The sequence below is a fragment of the Psychrobacter sp. TB15 genome, assembly GCF_000511655.1.
Lineage (GTDB): Bacteria > Pseudomonadota > Gammaproteobacteria > Pseudomonadales > Moraxellaceae > Psychrobacter > Psychrobacter submarinus.
In genome coordinates this window covers 98,378-114,630 of record NZ_AYXN01000036.1, presented here as the reverse complement: position 1 = coordinate 114,630, position 16,253 = coordinate 98,378, and the positions used below count along the sequence as shown (strand labels likewise).

General features: G+C 45.9%; 10 protein-coding genes. 4 read left to right on the top strand and 6 right to left on the bottom strand.

The window, feature by feature from the left end; genetic code table 11:
* Positions 1–44 precede the first annotated feature (44 nt).
* The 3 genes from W234_RS0108780 (at position 45) to W234_RS0108770 (ending at position 3,944) form a co-directional block, all read left to right on the top strand.
* Entirely contained in the window at positions 45–2,504 is a 2,460-nt protein-coding gene (locus W234_RS0108780) for a YgiQ family radical SAM protein (protein WP_025646493.1), read from the top strand.
* A 239-nt stretch (positions 2,505–2,743) separates the two neighbouring features.
* Positions 2,744–3,160, top strand: a complete 417-nt coding sequence (locus W234_RS0108775; RefSeq protein WP_025646492.1) for a hypothetical protein — start codon at positions 2,744–2,746, stop codon at positions 3,158–3,160.
* A 211-nt stretch (positions 3,161–3,371) separates the two neighbouring features.
* On the top strand, positions 3,372–3,944 hold the full coding sequence (locus W234_RS0108770) for a hypothetical protein (RefSeq protein WP_025646491.1): 573 nt from the start codon (positions 3,372–3,374) through the stop codon (positions 3,942–3,944).
* 36 nt (positions 3,945–3,980) lie between these two features.
* On the opposite strand, the gene W234_RS0108765 is transcribed toward W234_RS0108770, so the two are convergent.
* The 6 genes from W234_RS0108765 to W234_RS0108740 form a co-directional block, all read right to left on the bottom strand.
* Positions 3,981–4,841 (bottom strand): MauE/DoxX family redox-associated membrane protein, encoded by an 861-nt coding sequence (locus W234_RS0108765; RefSeq protein ID WP_156923977.1) that lies wholly within the window; start codon positions 4,839–4,841, stop codon positions 3,981–3,983.
* A 231-nt stretch (positions 4,842–5,072) separates the two neighbouring features.
* Positions 5,073–6,527, bottom strand: a complete 1,455-nt coding sequence (locus W234_RS0108760) for a DUF2971 domain-containing protein (protein ID WP_025646489.1) — start codon at positions 6,525–6,527, stop codon at positions 5,073–5,075.
* Positions 6,528–6,530: 3 nt separating this feature from the next.
* Positions 6,531–8,522, bottom strand: coding sequence for an NAD-dependent DNA ligase LigA (gene ligA, locus W234_RS0108755; protein WP_413771576.1), 1,992 nt, complete (start codon positions 8,520–8,522; stop codon positions 6,531–6,533).
* Positions 8,523–8,754: 232 nt separating this feature from the next.
* A complete protein-coding gene (locus W234_RS0108750) occupies positions 8,755–9,774 on the bottom strand; it encodes a cell division protein ZipA C-terminal FtsZ-binding domain-containing protein (protein WP_025646487.1) in 1,020 nt (339 codons plus the stop codon).
* Positions 9,775–10,202: 428 nt separating this feature from the next.
* Entirely contained in the window at positions 10,203–14,078 is a 3,876-nt protein-coding gene (smc, locus tag W234_RS0108745) for a chromosome segregation protein SMC (protein WP_025646486.1), read from the bottom strand.
* Positions 14,079–14,257: 179 nt separating this feature from the next.
* Positions 14,258–15,061 (bottom strand): sulfite exporter TauE/SafE family protein, encoded by an 804-nt coding sequence (locus W234_RS0108740; protein WP_025646485.1) that lies wholly within the window; start codon positions 15,059–15,061, stop codon positions 14,258–14,260.
* Positions 15,062–15,269: 208 nt separating this feature from the next.
* Between W234_RS0108740 and W234_RS0108735 the strand changes: the two genes are divergently transcribed.
* Complete coding sequence (locus W234_RS0108735; protein ID WP_025646484.1) at positions 15,270–16,226, top strand: biotin--[acetyl-CoA-carboxylase] ligase; 957 nt, start codon at positions 15,270–15,272, stop codon at positions 16,224–16,226.
* Positions 16,227–16,253 lie beyond the last annotated feature (27 nt).

Here is a 16,253-nt window from a genome sequence, read left to right as displayed (position 1 = left end):
TAGCGGCTACATGCAAAACACATTTTTTTGATTAAGGTCTGTCCATGTCTGCCGATACCATTGCCCATACCGCCTTTAAACAAGGCACTAAACCGTTATATGACTACGATAAGCACTGGGCGAGCTGCTATGAGCCGGCGCCTTATCTGCCGATGAGCCGAGCCGAGATGGACGAGCTAGGCTGGGATGCTTGCGATATTATCATCGTATCGGGCGATGCGTATGTCGATCATCCAAGCTTCGGTATGGCAATTATCGGGCGTTTGCTTGAGTCGCAAGGCTTTCGCGTCGGTATCATCGCCCAGCCTGATTGGAAGAGCAAAGACGCCTTTATGGAGCTTGGCAAACCTGTCTACGCTTATGGTGTCACCGCCGGCAATATGGATAGCATGATCAACCGCTACACTGCTGATCGCAAGATACGTAGCGATGACGCTTACTCGCCGGGCAACGTGGCGAATAAACGCCCGGACCGCGCCGCTATCGTCTATAGTCAGCGCTGCCGTGAAGCTTATCCTGATGTGCCCATTATCTTAGGCGGTATCGAAGGCAGCCTACGCCGTATCGCCCATTATGATTATTGGTCGGATAAAGTACGTCGTAGTATTTTGCTCGATAGCCGCGCTGATGTCTTACTCTACGGGAACGCTGAGCGCGCTATCGTCGACGTGGTGCATGGTTTATCCAAAGGCTATACCTTTGAGCAAATGAGCAGCCTTCGCGGTACAGCTTATCTATTGACTCCAAGCCGTCGCCACTGGCAAGCGCATATGACAGAGGTCGCCAGTAACGATGTCGATACCATCGGCCGTGTCGATCCAATTATCAACCCTTATGTGATGACTGAAGACGTTGATAGCTGCAAAATTGAGCAAGAAAAGCCTAGCGATTCGCCCGTTGGCCAAGCGATGACTGGTATGTCTGCCCAATACGCAGGATTTGTCGCAGAGCCTGTCACTAATAAAGTTCTGAACGCTGAGCAAGTCGATACGGATACGCAAGTGGTGCAAATGCGCGGTATGGAGGCTGAAGATAATAAAGAATATAAGCCAAAAACTGCTCTTAAACATAAGCTAAAAATGCCGCCACGTGAGCAAACTGTCATTCGCTTACCCGACTACGATCATGTCAAATCAGATCCGGTGCTCTACGCGCATGCCAGCCGTATTCTACATCTCGAGACTAACCCGGGTAACGCGCGGGCGCTAGTGCAGCGTCATAGTAGCGGCGCGGGCAATTCCTTCACCTCTATCGATGTCTGGCTCAATCCACCGCCAGTTCCGCTATCGACCGAAGAGATGGACTACGTCTTTGACTTGCCTTATGCACGTTTGCCACATCCAAGCTACGGCGATGCGCGTATCCCTGCTTATGACATGATTAAGTTTTCGGTCAATATCATGCGCGGCTGTTTCGGCGGTTGTACTTTTTGCTCAATCACCGAGCACGAAGGGCGCATTATCCAAAACCGTTCAGAAGACTCAATCTTGCGCGAAGTCGAAGCCATTCGTGATACCGCGCCAAACTTCACAGGCGTCATCTCCGACCTTGGCGGCCCGACGGCCAATATGTATCGCCTTAACTGTAAAGATGAAACCATCGAAAAGCACTGCCGTAAGCCCTCTTGTGTCTATCCAGACGTCTGCGAAAACCTGCTTACTGATCATAGTAATTTGACTCAGCTATACCGTAAAGCGCGTGATATCAAAGGCGTGAAGAAGATCCTGATTGCATCCGGTCTACGTTATGATCTGGCGGTAAAAGATCCAGAATACGTCAAAGAGCTGGTCAGCCATCACGTTGGTGGTTATCTAAAAATTGCCCCAGAGCATTCAGAAGAAGGCGTACTGTCCAAGATGATGAAACCTGGCATGGGTAGCTACGATAAGTTCAAAGCGATGTTTGAGCAATACAGTCAAGAGGCCGGTAAAGAGCAGTATCTAATACCTTATTTTATCGCGGCGCACCCCGGTACTAAAGACGAAGACATGATGAATCTGGCGCTGTGGCTAAAAAGTCATGGCTACCGCGCCGATCAAGTGCAAGCCTTTTATCCAAGCCCTATGGCAACAGCGACGACGATGTATCACACTCACAAAGACCCGCTACACAAAGTCAGCCGCGCGGGCGGTGATATGGATATCGTCAAATCAGGTAAGCAGCGTAAATTGCATAAAGCCTTTTTGCGTTACCATGATCCTAAAAACTGGGCAATACTGCGTAAAGCGCTGCAAGATATGGGCCGTAGCGATCTTATCGGTAAAAACCGTGGCTGCCTTATCCCGCCATATAATGCGCATCTAGAAGGCCGCGATGCGGCGCAGGACAGCTATCAATCGGCGCGTAAGAAAAATAGCCGCGTTGGTAATGACTCAGCTAAGCGTCAGAACCGTAATAAAAATAGTACTAATAAAGCTCAAGCCAACAACCGCTCCAAAAAAAGAGTCAGCAAAGGTAACTTTCAGACTCAGCATACGGGCTTACCGCCGCGTAAGACTAAATAACGTGAGATAGAAAAGTGTAAATAGTACGAAGCACTATAAAAAGGCGCTTGTTGGCTTAAGTCAGCAAGCGCTTTTTTTAGTTAAATTTCATAATTACATTAGTCAATATTTAAGAAATGAAGTTATAAGGTAGTGAACAATTCCTAACACTCTAGAGTAGATGCATTGGTTACCATAAATGTTATGCACCTACAGTGCTAGAACCCCTAATAATAAAGTAATATATTTTGGAGATGTTTATGAATACTATGATGAAACTCACCGCTACCCTACCTGCCGTTGCTCTACTAGCAGCCTGCTCTACCACTACCCCTACCGCTCCTACTACTCCAGCCACTCCGACAAATGGTACGAGTGATATGGCTTACGATCGTATGGCGCCTGCCCCTTATACTTGTACTGATGATAGCCAAATCCTAGCAAAGCAGTCCATTAATAAAAATCAAGCGACTATCAGCGCCACTGTTCCTAAACTGAACTGGTCACAACAAGAAGTGATTTTAGTTGGCGGTGTTGATGGCGACACGGCAAGCTATATTAATGACTCTAACCCAGATATCATCTATGCTTGGCACATGAAAGGTGATGAAGCTATATTGGCTACGAAATGGGCAAATGGTAAAGAGTACCAAGTCAACTGTAAGATGGGTCGTTAATAGTATTGCGTCAATCAAGCAGTGATAGTGATTGAGCTTTAACTAAAACTATATTTGTATTGATTAGCTATACGTTAAACAGTCATCGAGTGATGGCTGTTTTTTTATAGCCGATTAAGTGGTGAACGCTCATAAAAGCTGTCAAAATATTAGCAATGCTAATTGCCTATAATTCATGCTCAAATAAGCTGTTTATAAAAAAGGAAGAGTGATGAGAGTTCATCTATTACGTCTAACGCTAGTCTCTACGCTTAGCATAGCCGCATTAACGGGTTGTGATACTAGTAACCAAGATAGCGTCGCTACTTCTGCTAATACTGAGGGAAATGTCTCTGTAGAGGTCGATAATGCGACTACTGCAAATAAAACCTCGTCAGTAGTTACCGATATTGACTGGTCAAAAGTAGCTAGCGGTGAGCCTGTCGCAGATCTTAGCGACTACGACTACCCTTTCGCTATCGATAGTCAAAACGTCAAAGACTACGCGGACTACTTCAACGTCGATAAGGCGACAGCGCAGCACAGTCTCACCGTCGGCATGGCAAGTAATGAGGCCGTATCAAAAGTCCTTAACCAACTAGAAAGCACATACACCTCGCACGAGCTTACCGATGGCGAAACGGTTGAGCTTATCGTTCATACGACTCCTGAGGTCACTGCTAGCCAATACGAGTATGTGTTCGCCGATGACTTTGCTAAAGGTTTGATATTGCCGATTAGGATTGTTCCGGATGGTAAAAAGAATGAGGCTATGGTTAATCCGCATAAGGAATTGGTGGAGTAGCGATATATATTGGTTATTCATCATCAAACCATTTGATTATAGTAAAGCGCGAATCAGCATATAACCACCCATACCGAACATCATGACGTTTTCGGTTAAAGAGATCGCGCCCAGTGGTACATTGCTATCGCCGCCCACGCAGGCGCATTTTAGCTCGCGCTTATCGATATAGACCGCTTTAATAACCGACACCCCGCCGATCAAACCGATGATAAAGGCGACCAGACCCGCAATCGGATTGAGCCAAGGCTGATCGGCAAGCATAGCGATACCGGCAAACGCTTCTAAAAACGGATACACATAGGCGTAGCGTACCACGCGGCGCGCGAGTAAATCATAGCCCAAAAACCCAGTGGTAAACCCTTCTAAATCCTCAAGCTTTTTAATCGCCAATACACACATGGAGAGCGCGACAAACCACATAAGCGCTTGTATCGAAAAGACACTAACGGCAAATGCCCAGCATAATGCCAGTGTCATGAGTGCGGTAACAGCAAATATCGCAATAATGGGCGTATATGTGGTGTCGTCGTCTGTCTCGGGTTCGTGATTACCCAAAAATACTTGCAGATCATCATTGCCGCCAATGCGCTTGCCATCGATAAAGGTCTGCGGCGTGGTCTTGACCCCAAGCGTGTCTTTGACCAGTGTATTCTCATCTTGGGTCGTGATATGACGATCAATGATGTCATAGCCTGCGTGCTTGAGCGCATCGATTGATTTGAGGCCAAACGGACATAGGTGATCTGGCATCACCATGCGAAAGATGATGGCAGACTGCCCGCCTTCTTTGCCGATATGCTCGCCTTGTAGAGTGTCGATGAGATGCTGTACTTGCGGGCTGTGACTGTCGTCTATAGTGTCGGACTCAGACTGATGAGTGGTATTGTCTGCCATAACGCGCTCCTTACGTTTTGCTTATTCACTGCTTGATCATAGTTTTTTTATATTTGTGACTATTATCTTATAAGCATCGGTAAGGGCGATCTGAATCAGTCTTGTTAACTTTGTTAGGTTTAATGATAAGTGGTAGCGTGTGTTTTGTAGGGGTGGACTGTTGCTGTGTATTGATAAGGAATGTAAGATTTAGGTAAAATAAAAAAGTGCGCTGGCATAGCGCACGTTTTTTTAATGGCTAGTAGGTAAGCGATAAGGATTATTTGAGAGTTCAATTTTGATTTTTTTTCCTAAACTATTCGTACCACATAATAGCTTTGCCAAGTAAGGCTGATATTGCGTTGCGGCTGGTGCGATGTAGACTTTGTCTAAGTTTGCCTTTACCTCTGGCTCGTACTCTACGTATAGAAACTTGCCAAAATCCATTTTAACTTTAGGGTCATCAAGTGAAGTGATATAAATCATTCGACACTCTTGTTCCTCTTGAAAAGCTATATGCTTAATTAGATATTTTATTGGTAGTAAAATTCTATCTAGTAAAATTTTTATTTCTGAAGCTTTCGATTTATCTAGCTCACTTACAATCTTAATAGCTTTTTGATATACACCTTTCAAACACTCAAAGCATACTAAAAACTCATTTGTTTTTTTATCGATATACTTTTTATACTTCATCCATTTTATATCAGCTTCAACACGGTCGCTAAATTCTCTATAAAAAGTAATCTGATTGCGTTGTGCCAAATGTATAAATTGAGAACTAGGATCTATATAAACACAACGTATTACTGGCTGTCGACTAATTTTCTCCTTGGATACTTTTTCATCTAAGATTCTTTCAGTTGCAATAAATGATATTTGATCAGGGTGATCGTTTTCTTTGAAAAAACCTTTATTGAATATCAAGCTAATACCAGAAGCTTCCTTGTAGTCTTGCTTACCGTAAAGTCTGAACTGGTTTAAACTGTCATGATTGAAAGTAAAGCATCCAATAAATGTTTGATATTTACTATCAGACATTACTTCACTATTTATTCTTTTACTATCATTCTTTAAACAACCTTCAAGTAGCTTACCTTCACTAGGGTCATTAACATTATGAATAGTATTTAGTCGAAAAGAGCTAGTACTCGGATTATTTAGTAGAATGTTGGTTACTTCAGTTGAGGTGTAATGTGCAAGTTTACGTTCTGCATGCAACTGTTTCTTTCCTATACTATTGATATCAATCTTTAATATGGATAATATTTTATATACAATATTAGATATTTCAAAAACCTTTCTACCTAACTCTTCAAAACCTCCATCTAAAATTAAATCGCATACATCTATCTTATTTCTTGCTTCGTAAGGAAACTTATTCTTTACAAAAACAAAGCTCCTCTTAGCCTTTTCTATATCTGACAAGTTATTACTTTCCAAAAGAATATCTCCTATAAAGAATTGAGCATTCTCGTAAATACTTTTATTCTCTTCAAGTCTGATACTGTTAAACAACTCTAGTGCTTCTTCCTTATAATCTTTATTCAATAAAATAGTAGCTATGAGAAATTTTGTATTTGCTACACTTATTTTATTTCCGTCACTATTTATTACTATTTTTGCTAATTTATTAGTTATTCCGCGAGTGTATTCATCTGGAATTTCTTTTAACTTCTCAAAAATTTTTCTATCACTTTCTATCATAACCTACTCCCCAACCATCGCCAAAAACTCATCTTCACTCACCACTTTCACACCCAATTTTTCTGCTTTGGTGAGTTTTGAGCCTGCTTTTTCGCCTGCCAGCAGGGCGCTGGTTTTGGCGGAGATGCTGCCTGAGACTTTGGCACCTAGCGCTTGTAGTTTGGCCTTGGCTTCATCACGTGCCATGCTATCGAGCGCTCCGGTGATGACCCACGTTTGCCCATCGAGCGGTAGCCCTTCGGATGCGACCTGCTCGACCTTATCCCAATGCACGCCTGCCTCGCGTAGCGCCGTGATGACTTCGATATTGTGCGGCGCACGGAAGAACTCATAGGTCAGCTCAGCGGTGATTTCGCCAACATCGGGCGTTTTTATCAAGGTCTCAATACTGGCTGCCATGAGATTGTCTAAATCACCAAATTGCTGAGCAAAGTTCTGTGCGGTGCCTTCGCCAACACCGCGAATACCAAGCGCGTAGATAAAGCGCGCAAGCGTGGTGTGTTTGCTCGCTTCAATGGCGGCAAGGATGTTATTAACTGACTTTTCGCCCAGCTTTTCAAAAGTGATCAGCTCGTCGGTATGGTTATGTAAGTCATAGATATCAGCGACGGTTTTGATAAGGCCATGCTCAAAAAAACTCATCAGCCAGCGCTCGCCCAGCCCATCGATATCCATCGCCCGCCGTGAGACAAAGTGGATAAGCGCCTCGACTTGCTGCGCCGGACAAAACAAACCGCCGCTACAGCGCGCCAAGGCTTCGCCCTCGGGTAGCACTACGGGTGAGTCACACACGGGGCAAGCCGATGGTAGCTCGACAGGTTTAGAATCATCTGGGCGTTGCTCGTGCCAAACGCGGGTGACTTTGGGGATGACGTCGCCGGCGCGGTGTACGCTGACCATATCGCCCGCTCGCACATCTAAGCGCTGAATCTCGCCGAAGTTATGCAAAGTGACGTTACTGACGGTGACGCCGCCGACTTTGACCGGCTCTAGTTTGCCGACTGGGGTAATCTGTCCGGTACGCCCGACTTGCCATTCGATAGTATGCAGGCGGGTCATCACGGTTTCAGCAGGGAATTTATAAGCGGTCGCCCAGCGTGGTTCTCTAGATAAAAAGCCTAATTGCTGCTGCAGAGCAAGGCTGTTGACTTTAATCACTGTTCCGTCAATCTCAAACGGTAGTTTTTTGCGTTTTTCAATCACTGACTCATAGTACGCTTGCGCCTCGCGCGGGTTCGCAACCACGCGCACTGCGCTGACGGTAAAGCCAATATCACCAAGCCAAGCCAGTGCACCCGATTGCGTGTCGATACGCTCAGGCAAGCCTTGATTGACCGAATAGCCATAGAACGCTAACGGGCGACTGGCCGCTACCGCAGGGTCGAGCTGACGCAAACTTCCTGCTGCGGCATTGCGTGGATTGGCGAAGGTTTTTTCACCATTTTCCTCTGCTAGACGATTGAGGCGCTCGAAACCGGCTTTTGGCATTAACACCTCACCGCGTACTTCTAGCAATTCGATATCTTTGGCATCTGCCAACCACAGTGGCAGATTGCGAATAGTTTTGACATTTTGGGTGATATCCTCGCCCGTTTGCCCATCGCCGCGAGTGACCGCTTGTACATACTGGCCATACTCGTATTTTAGCGACACGGCCAAGCCATCGAGCTTCATCTCCATCTCATACTCAGGGTTTTGCTGTGCCACGCTTAGACGATCATTGACGCGGCGCATAAAGTCGCTGAGATCATCATAATCAAAGACATTGCCAAGCGATAACATAGCAATGTCATGGGTGACTTGGGTAAAGGCCGATAGCGGCACATCACCGACTTGATTGATCGGGCTATCAGGCTGCACCAAATCTGGATACTCTTCTTCAAGCTCGATAAGGGACAGACGCAGCTGATCGTACTCGCTATCCTCAATCATAGGATTATCAAGGACGTAATAGGCATTATTATGCGTTTTTAGCGCTGCAATCAAGGTGCGCATTTTGCTAATGACATCGCTATCATGGGTCGCATGGGTCGCATGGTTTTTAGAGTTATGAATGTTATTAGAGTTGCCAGAGTCAGTCATAGTCGGTATCTATAGTGGTTATTGAGCGATTGATAATAGCAACTATCATAACAATTTAGGGGGCGCTTTACAGTAAAGACTGGCATAAAAAAACGCCACTTTTACTTAATAAAAATGACGTTAAATGAGAGGTTATTTGGCTATTTTAGCTGTCGTAATCGCGGACTTGATTGCGTAGCTGCTGCTTATAATCTGGCGTAATCGGTTCGTTATTTTCGTCTAGCATTATCGCATCAAGATCGCTTGCCATCATATAGGCAATACTCATCATGCTATCAAAACTACGCACCGCTTGCGGATGTGGCAGCGATAAAAACAACACCACGCCGCTATAGACATTGGTGGCCACGCTATGCGGATCAAAAGGTGCGATACCATTATCAGTGATACCCATCATGCTAAACCAAAGCATACCGGTGCCGTCTTTTTGCTCATAACGATGGAACATATTCATCGCGCCAAAGCGCAAGCCGTACTTATCCACTAAGGTTAATAAATCACTGCCGCGAATAATCGCACTCGGGCGCTCACGGCTTTGCTGCGGCAAAATAGTAATATTGATGTTGTCTTTGGCATTTATCAGCGGTCCGTTTTGCGCCTCATCAATAGGCGTCAATAAGTGCTGGTCGAGCACAGGGCTGTTGTCCGTGAAGCTCGGCTCCTCGGCAGTATCAATCACGGGCATCAGGCTATCGGTCGCTGACATCAGGCTTGAAAAAGCATCCGGCTCGCTTTGAATGTCAGAGTTATTGTCTTGGGCGAATTGCGCAAACTCTTCGTCATCTGCGCGCTGCTGTTCTGCTTGCCAGCGGGCATACTCAGGATTGGTTTCATTATCATTAATATCAGCCGTCGTACCACGATTTTGTGTCAGCTGCGCATCAACCTCAGTATGGTTTTGTGTCAACGGCTCTTCTTCAACCACAGCACTCAGATACTCTCTATTAGGAGCAATCGTTGTCTCACCGGCGATAGTATCATCGAAGTCTGGCTCATCAACGACATTGCGCTCATGACGCGGAATGATAGGGATACCGTTTTTATCATAATTAACGGCGGCCGCATCAGTATCTTGTCGGCGCTTGAAACTACGAATGACCATAAACAGTCCTGCTAGCACAATCAAAGCGGCAATGGCGATCAACACAAACTGGATAGCGGTCATAAGAGAATACATCCTAATAATAATATAGCTAACAATATAGGTAATGATAAAAGTAATCAGAGCATATACAGCAGTTTAAACGCTATCAGTCTAGCACGGCTACATAAAAGCGTCATCACCTTGTAACGGTTTGACACTTGATACTCATCATTGCACGTGCCGTTCAGTAGATGATAGCGGGTAAAAAGCGTGTAGAAAGCGAATAGAAACTTGCCATAAATATAACGGCTTTGATTTTACCCTAAATTATAAAGTTTGTTTATCAAAACTTAACTCGTGATATAGTAAATCCTAAATAAAAAGAGTAAAAGAGTACAGGCATTGTAATGTGCTACTGGTATAAATTTTCCTTGCGTGCTGCGTTCCCAGAGGCTGCGCAAAATTCATTCCAGTAGCACTGCATTTCTTTTATAGTGGATCGACTATAGTTAACTTTCGATGTACTTTTCGGCTTCATCAAGTGAGACGCTCACTAAAGTAGAAACACCTGCGCTAGGCATAGTGATACCTTTTAGCTCGTCGGCAATCTGCATCGAGAGCTTATTATGGCTAATGAAGATAAACTGTAAATCATCCGCCAACTCATGAATCAAGCTAGTAAAACGAGCAACATTAGCATCGTCAAGCGGCGCATCGACTTCATCGAGCACGCAAAACGGCGCCGGATGCTGTTTAAATATGGCAAAAATTAGGCTCAGCGCAGTCAAGGTCTTTTCGCCGCCTGAGAGTACAGCGAGACGGCTATTACGCTTGCCTTTTGGCTGCGCCATTAACGTCAACCCTGCGCGCCAATGTTCAGATTTATCAGCGCTGATATCAGATTGGGTATCCGTAGGCATATCCTGCAAATCTAGCGTTAGACTGGCTTGCCCGCCGCCAAATACTTTGGCGAACAGTTTAGATAACTCACCATTGACCGACTCTAAGGTTTGCATAAATAGCGTCTTAGTCGTCTCATCAATCGAAGCAATAGCATCCGTCAAAGTCTGCATACTAGCGGCAATATCTTCGGTCTGCTGCGCAAGCGGCTCTAAGCGTTCATTAACCTCAGCCAGCTCTGCCACTGCTGCCAGATTGACCGCACCTATTTTACTGATTTGCTGCTCAAGACTGGCCTGCTCAGCTTGTAACTCAGCGATTTTCTCGGGACGGACGCGGCGTTTATGAGTAATAAAATCGGTTAATAAGCTTGAAACACTTATCTGCGGCGGCGCAGCCTTTAACGCCTGCTTACTACTTTTTGCCAAAATATAATGGTACTCATCCAATGCGCTCTGTACGCTATCCTTTGCATCGTTGAGTTTAGACTCGCTCAGCGCCAGCTCTGTCGCCTGTTTGGCATTGCTCTCTTGCTGATCCTGTAAGGTAGTCTGCAAAGTATCTAAGGCAGATTGCTGCTCGTTGTACTCCTCTTTAAGGATGCTCAGCGCGGCTTCACGCGTGGCTAATAAATCTTGCTGCTCATCGCGCTTAGCTTTTATAGTCTGTAATGTGGCCTGCAGCGTTGGCAGTTGTTGTTGGTAGCTGTCACGATTGGCGATCAGTGTCTGCCAGTTTTGTAAAGACTCATCAAGAAATTGCGTCGCCCGCTGTAGACTATTAGCACTATGCTCAAGGTGCATCTCAAGTTTTTGTTGGCGCATCTGCAGGGCTTGCCAATCGGCGTCAACTTTTTGACGATTGCGCTGCAGCTCGTGACGCTCCCCTTGTAGCTGCTGACGTCGATCCTGTGCGGCTTGGACTTTGGGCCTTATGAGTTGTAAGTCTGTTTCGATTTGCACGCGCTCATCATTAAGTGTTTGTTGCTCGGCGGCAAGCTCTTGTTGCTCGTGCTCCAGTGCCAATTTGTCGCTCTGCAAACGTTGGGCATCGGCCTGTCTTTGCTTGAGGGCAGCTTTCTCAGTTGCCAATTGCTGCTGATAATCATACACCTCACGGGTAAGCTGCTCGTTTTGAGCGCGGCTCTCATCTAAGCTGATTCTTAGCGCGTCATACTCGCTTTGGCTTCTCTTTATTTGCTTATGCAAGCAATCAATGTGCTCATCGCTAGTATCAAGCAGCTCTTCCAACTCTATTAAACGCTGCTGCTGTTGCATACGCTGCATCAAAAATTGACTGTTTTGCGCAGCGTCTTGTTGCTTGGCGAATTGATTAAAATTCATAGTGCCACTAGCGCTAATCAACCAACCTTCTGCAGTCACTAATAAAACCGATGACGGCAATACTTTTAGGATTTCGGTCAATTCTGCAGTGGTTTCGCGGTTAGGCTTATCTGCTATATATAAATAGCACTGCTGCCATATCGCTAAAGCAGGCTTAGTAATTAATGCAGATAAAGGCTGTACTTTAGCTTGCAAATTAGCAGGTAGCTTGGCTGTAAAATCCTGATCAGCGCTATCGGCCATCTGTGCAGGCAACCACAAACTATGGCGACTAGCTGACTGTTTATTAGCTTGGTTTTGGGAGTGTTGGCTATGCTGAAAGCTCAGTAAATTTGGCAAATATCTAGAAAGCTCTGGCTCTGAGATTAGACCCACTTGCTCATCAGTAAGCACTTGGCTATCTAGCCATAATGCTAGTACCTTATCAAGGGTTTGCGCATGCTCCTTGCCAAGTGGACTAAGCTTGATTTGCTCGCGCAAAGTAGAAACCGGCAGTAGATTGTCAGTATTAATAACAACGTCATTTGCCAAACCTTTATCCGACTTCTCTTTTTGTGCGGTCGGCTTCTGAGTCGTTTTGGCATGTACGATCTTATGTAGCGTATCGTACTCGCCTGCCAGTAGCGCGTGGCTTTTTTCTTGTGCTGTCACCTCGCGTAGCTGCTCGGTCAAACGCTGCTGCAACGTATGAGCTTGCGGTTGCAAATCCGCTAGCCGTTCAGCGACGCTATCTTGCTGACGCGCACGCTGCTGTAACTGAGCTTCTAGCTCATCGATAACGCTGATGGCGCTTTTGTCTTGCTCATCTATGCTCAAAGAGTCATCATGAGTAGAGCTTTGAGTCTGCGCCTGATCCCACAGCGTTTGCCAACTTTGCTGGCGAGCAGCGAGCTTCTCTTGACTCAGCTGATGACGCTTTTGCGCTTGGCTATTGATGGCTTGCTGCTGCTCGAGGGTACGCACGTTATCTTGCAGACGCGTTAACTGCGATTGTGACTCAGACCATGCGCGTTGTAGTGGCGGCTCTTCCGCTTGATACGTTTGGCGCTTCTTGGTTAGCTTAGTAAGCTCTGGCTGCAGGCGAGCAAGCTCGAGCTTTTGCTGATCCTGCTCATCCTTTATTCTATCAAGCTCGTCAGTCGACTGCTGACGCTGCCGCTCCAAAGCAACCAGCTGCTGCTCAATCACTGTCAGCTTCGCCGTAACATCGTCTAGCTGATGCTTTGCTTGTTGAAGCTCAAGCTGCTGATGATAATGCGCGCTTTGTGCTTCGTCTTTTAGCCATTGCTCTTGGTTAATCTGGGTGCTGAGCTTGTCTTGCTTATGCTTTAACTGCTCATAGTGCGCTTGCCGCTCTTTGAGTGCTAAATCACTACCTTCATACGCATTCTTATGTTGCAGTTGGGCTTGTTTGGCTTGATATAACTGCTGAATCGCCAGTTGTTGCTTAATATCCGCTAAGGTCTCGGCCAGCTTATTGTAGCGCTGAGCGCTGCTCGCTTGACGCGCTAAGCTTTTTTGTTGACGGACTAGCTCGCTTTGCATATCGTGCAGACGCGCTAAATTCTCCTGTGTCTTTTCAAGCTTCTTTTGCGTCTCTATCCGCCGAGCCTGATAACGCGATACACCCGCCGCCTCTTCGATAAACTCGCGCAGCTGCATGGGGCTTGAATCAACGATACGCCCGATCATACCTTGCTCAATCACGGCATAACTACGCGCGCCAAGCCCTGTACCCAAAAACACATCGACCACATCACGGCGACGACAGCGGGTACCATTGATAAAATAATCGGAGCGGCCCTCCATGTTGACTTGCCGACGTACTGATAGCTCCTGATAGAGGTTGAGCTCGTGGCGAATGCCCGTCTGCTCATCTTGAGTATGCTCAAAGGTCAGCTCAACGCTGGCCACGCTTTTGGCCGATTTATCTTGCGTACCGGCAAAGATTACATCACTCATCGCGCCGCCGCGCAACTGCTTGGCGGAGGTCTCGCCTAATACCCAACGGATTGCATCAATGACGTTTGATTTGCCGCAGCCGTTTGGCCCGACGATAGCAGTGATGCCGCGGGGGAAGCTAAAAGTAGTGACATTGGCAAAGGACTTAAAGCCTGCCAGTTTGAGAGATTTTAAACGCATAAACGGTGAGTTTTTCGATAATAAAACAGGCGGCTATTCTACCTGAAATTGGGATGGGTTTTTAGGATCTTTAAAGGTATTGCGTTTGCACGAGATCAGCTTGGCTACAAGTTTGCTTAGCCGCTTTGCTTTGAATATAAAGACTCTTACTACGCAAAAGACATTTAAAAAGAAGATAATTACAACACCCCAATCCCACTCAAAAACAGCTGCCCGCCTGCGAATATCAATAATACTCCAAAAGCTCGTTTCAGCATCAGTGCTGGCAGTTGGTGCGCAAGTCTTGCACCGATTTTAGCCGTAATAAAGCTAGCCACCGATATACAGATAAAGCCAATAATATGCACAAAACCTATCGTGCCTGCGGGTAGAGTAGCCACATCTTGCCCAAACCAAGCAAACCCGAGTGCTCCCGCCACTGCAATAGGCAAACCACAAGCGGCTGAAGTACCAACCGCTTGCTTCATCGGAAGCCCTGCCCAATTCAAAAATGGCACGGTCAGACTACCGCCGCCAATGCCAAATATGGAGGATGCCATACCGATACCTGTCCCTGCTCCGACTTGTATGCCTTTAGAAGGTAGCGGTTTGCCTAACCGTTCTTTATTAGAAAAAAACAGCATCTTCAGCGCGACCAATAAAGCACCGATACCGATGATCGCTTGTAGTGCTTGTCCATTTATCATGTCAGCAATACCTGCGCCAACGACACTACCCACGACAAGGCCGATAGCCATACCGCGCCAAATCTCCCAGCGCACGCCGCCGCGTTTATTGTGTGCGGTCAATGAACTGATAGACGTGACGATAATAGTCGCCAAAGAGGTGCCAACCGCTAAGTGAGTGACGACCTCTGGCGAAAAATTATACGCGGTAAAAATCCAAACGAGAGCTGGCACGATTATCATGCCGCCACCGATGCCGAATAAACCCGCGCAAACGCCAGCAAACGCGCCGGCAATCACAAACCATACATATAGCATTAACGAAATCCTTTATTTGCGCTCTGATTATTCTGCTGTTTTGTTTAGCTATTATGGGTCTGCTATTTAATAAGATAACCTTTTAGCTCATAATAACTTGCCTGACTTGCGCAGTAGCAGGCGCTTAGTATAGCAAACATCTCAGTAATTATTGTCTTACAAGTCATCTGACGTCAGCTCAAACCACTCTATTTTTAGCGAACTCCTTATGCCTTTATCCATTCAAAACAATAGCTTATCCGCGCTCAACCATCGGCACCTCTCTAGTAGCAAATCAACCAATAGCGAGCTGCTAGAGACATTACAAGCAGGTAAGCTTGATAGTAATGATAAACAGCTACTGACCGCTGAGACGCAAACAGCAGGTCGTGGGCAACATACCCGCTCTTGGCAATCGCCGCCGGGCAATGTCTATCTCTCCCTTTATCATCCGATTAACACCCCTATCAGTGGTCTGCTATCGTTAATGATTGGTTTAGAATTAGCAAAAATGCCGATTATCCAAGCGCTGAACACGCAGCTAAAAGCGCAAAACAAAACGCCTATCGGGGTAAAATGGGCCAATGATTTAGGCTTTTATCCACTGCACAAGCAAGATTTAGGTTTTGATTTAAATGACAACAGCCTTATCGCTTTTAATAAATTGGCTGGCATTTTGATTGAGCCGGTATGGATAGCAAGCAAACTAAAAGGCGTAGTCATAGGAGTGGGGTTAAATGTAGCGGCGACGCCTAAGCTCACCGAGCAAACGCTAGAAGGCATGAGTTATCAAGCGATTAGCCTACAAGATATTCATAAGTCGATAAATAAAGATGCCAAGGATAATCTGTTAGAACCTTTGCCAAGCTTAAGCATTATTTATGAGCAAATCAGTCAGGCTTTACTAGACGCTGTCGATTGCTTCAAAGCTATATCGGCCGAAAAGTCTCATGTACAGCCCACCTCTACCCAGTATGCAATGGCTCAGTTTAACCGAGAGTTTACACCGCAAGATGCCCTCAAAGGTTTGAGAGTAAGAATCACACAAAATCTTAACCATAACGAGCACGTTATCGAAGGCCGTGCCTGTGGTATCGATACAAACGGCTGTTTGCAATTGCAGCAAGATAACGGTAATATTTCAGCACTTTTTACCGGTCGCATTGATGTGATAAATGAGACTTAATGAACACTAGATAAAGAGCCAATAAGG

Coding starts and splice junctions, on each gene's coding strand:
- W234_RS0108760 (WP_025646489.1), bottom strand. CDS start 6,527: ATGATAGAAAGTGATAGAAAAATTTTTGAGAAGTTAAAAGAAATTCCA.
- W234_RS0108770 (WP_025646491.1), top strand. CDS start 3,372: ATGAGAGTTCATCTATTACGTCTAACGCTAGTCTCTACGCTTAGCATA.
- W234_RS0108765 (WP_156923977.1), bottom strand. CDS start 4,841: ATGGCAGACAATACCACTCATCAGTCTGAGTCCGACACTATAGACGAC.
- W234_RS0108740 (WP_025646485.1), bottom strand. CDS start 15,061: ATGCTATATGTATGGTTTGTGATTGCCGGCGCGTTTGCTGGCGTTTGC.
- W234_RS0108775 (WP_025646492.1), top strand. CDS start 2,744: ATGAATACTATGATGAAACTCACCGCTACCCTACCTGCCGTTGCTCTA.
- W234_RS0108750 (WP_025646487.1), bottom strand. CDS start 9,774: ATGACCGCTATCCAGTTTGTGTTGATCGCCATTGCCGCTTTGATTGTG.
- W234_RS0108780 (WP_025646493.1), top strand. CDS start 45: ATGTCTGCCGATACCATTGCCCATACCGCCTTTAAACAAGGCACTAAA.
- W234_RS0108735 (WP_025646484.1), top strand. CDS start 15,270: ATGCCTTTATCCATTCAAAACAATAGCTTATCCGCGCTCAACCATCGG.
- ligA (WP_413771576.1), bottom strand. CDS start 8,522: ATGCGCACCTTGATTGCAGCGCTAAAAACGCATAATAATGCCTATTAC.
- smc (WP_025646486.1), bottom strand. CDS start 14,078: ATGCGTTTAAAATCTCTCAAACTGGCAGGCTTTAAGTCCTTTGCCAAT.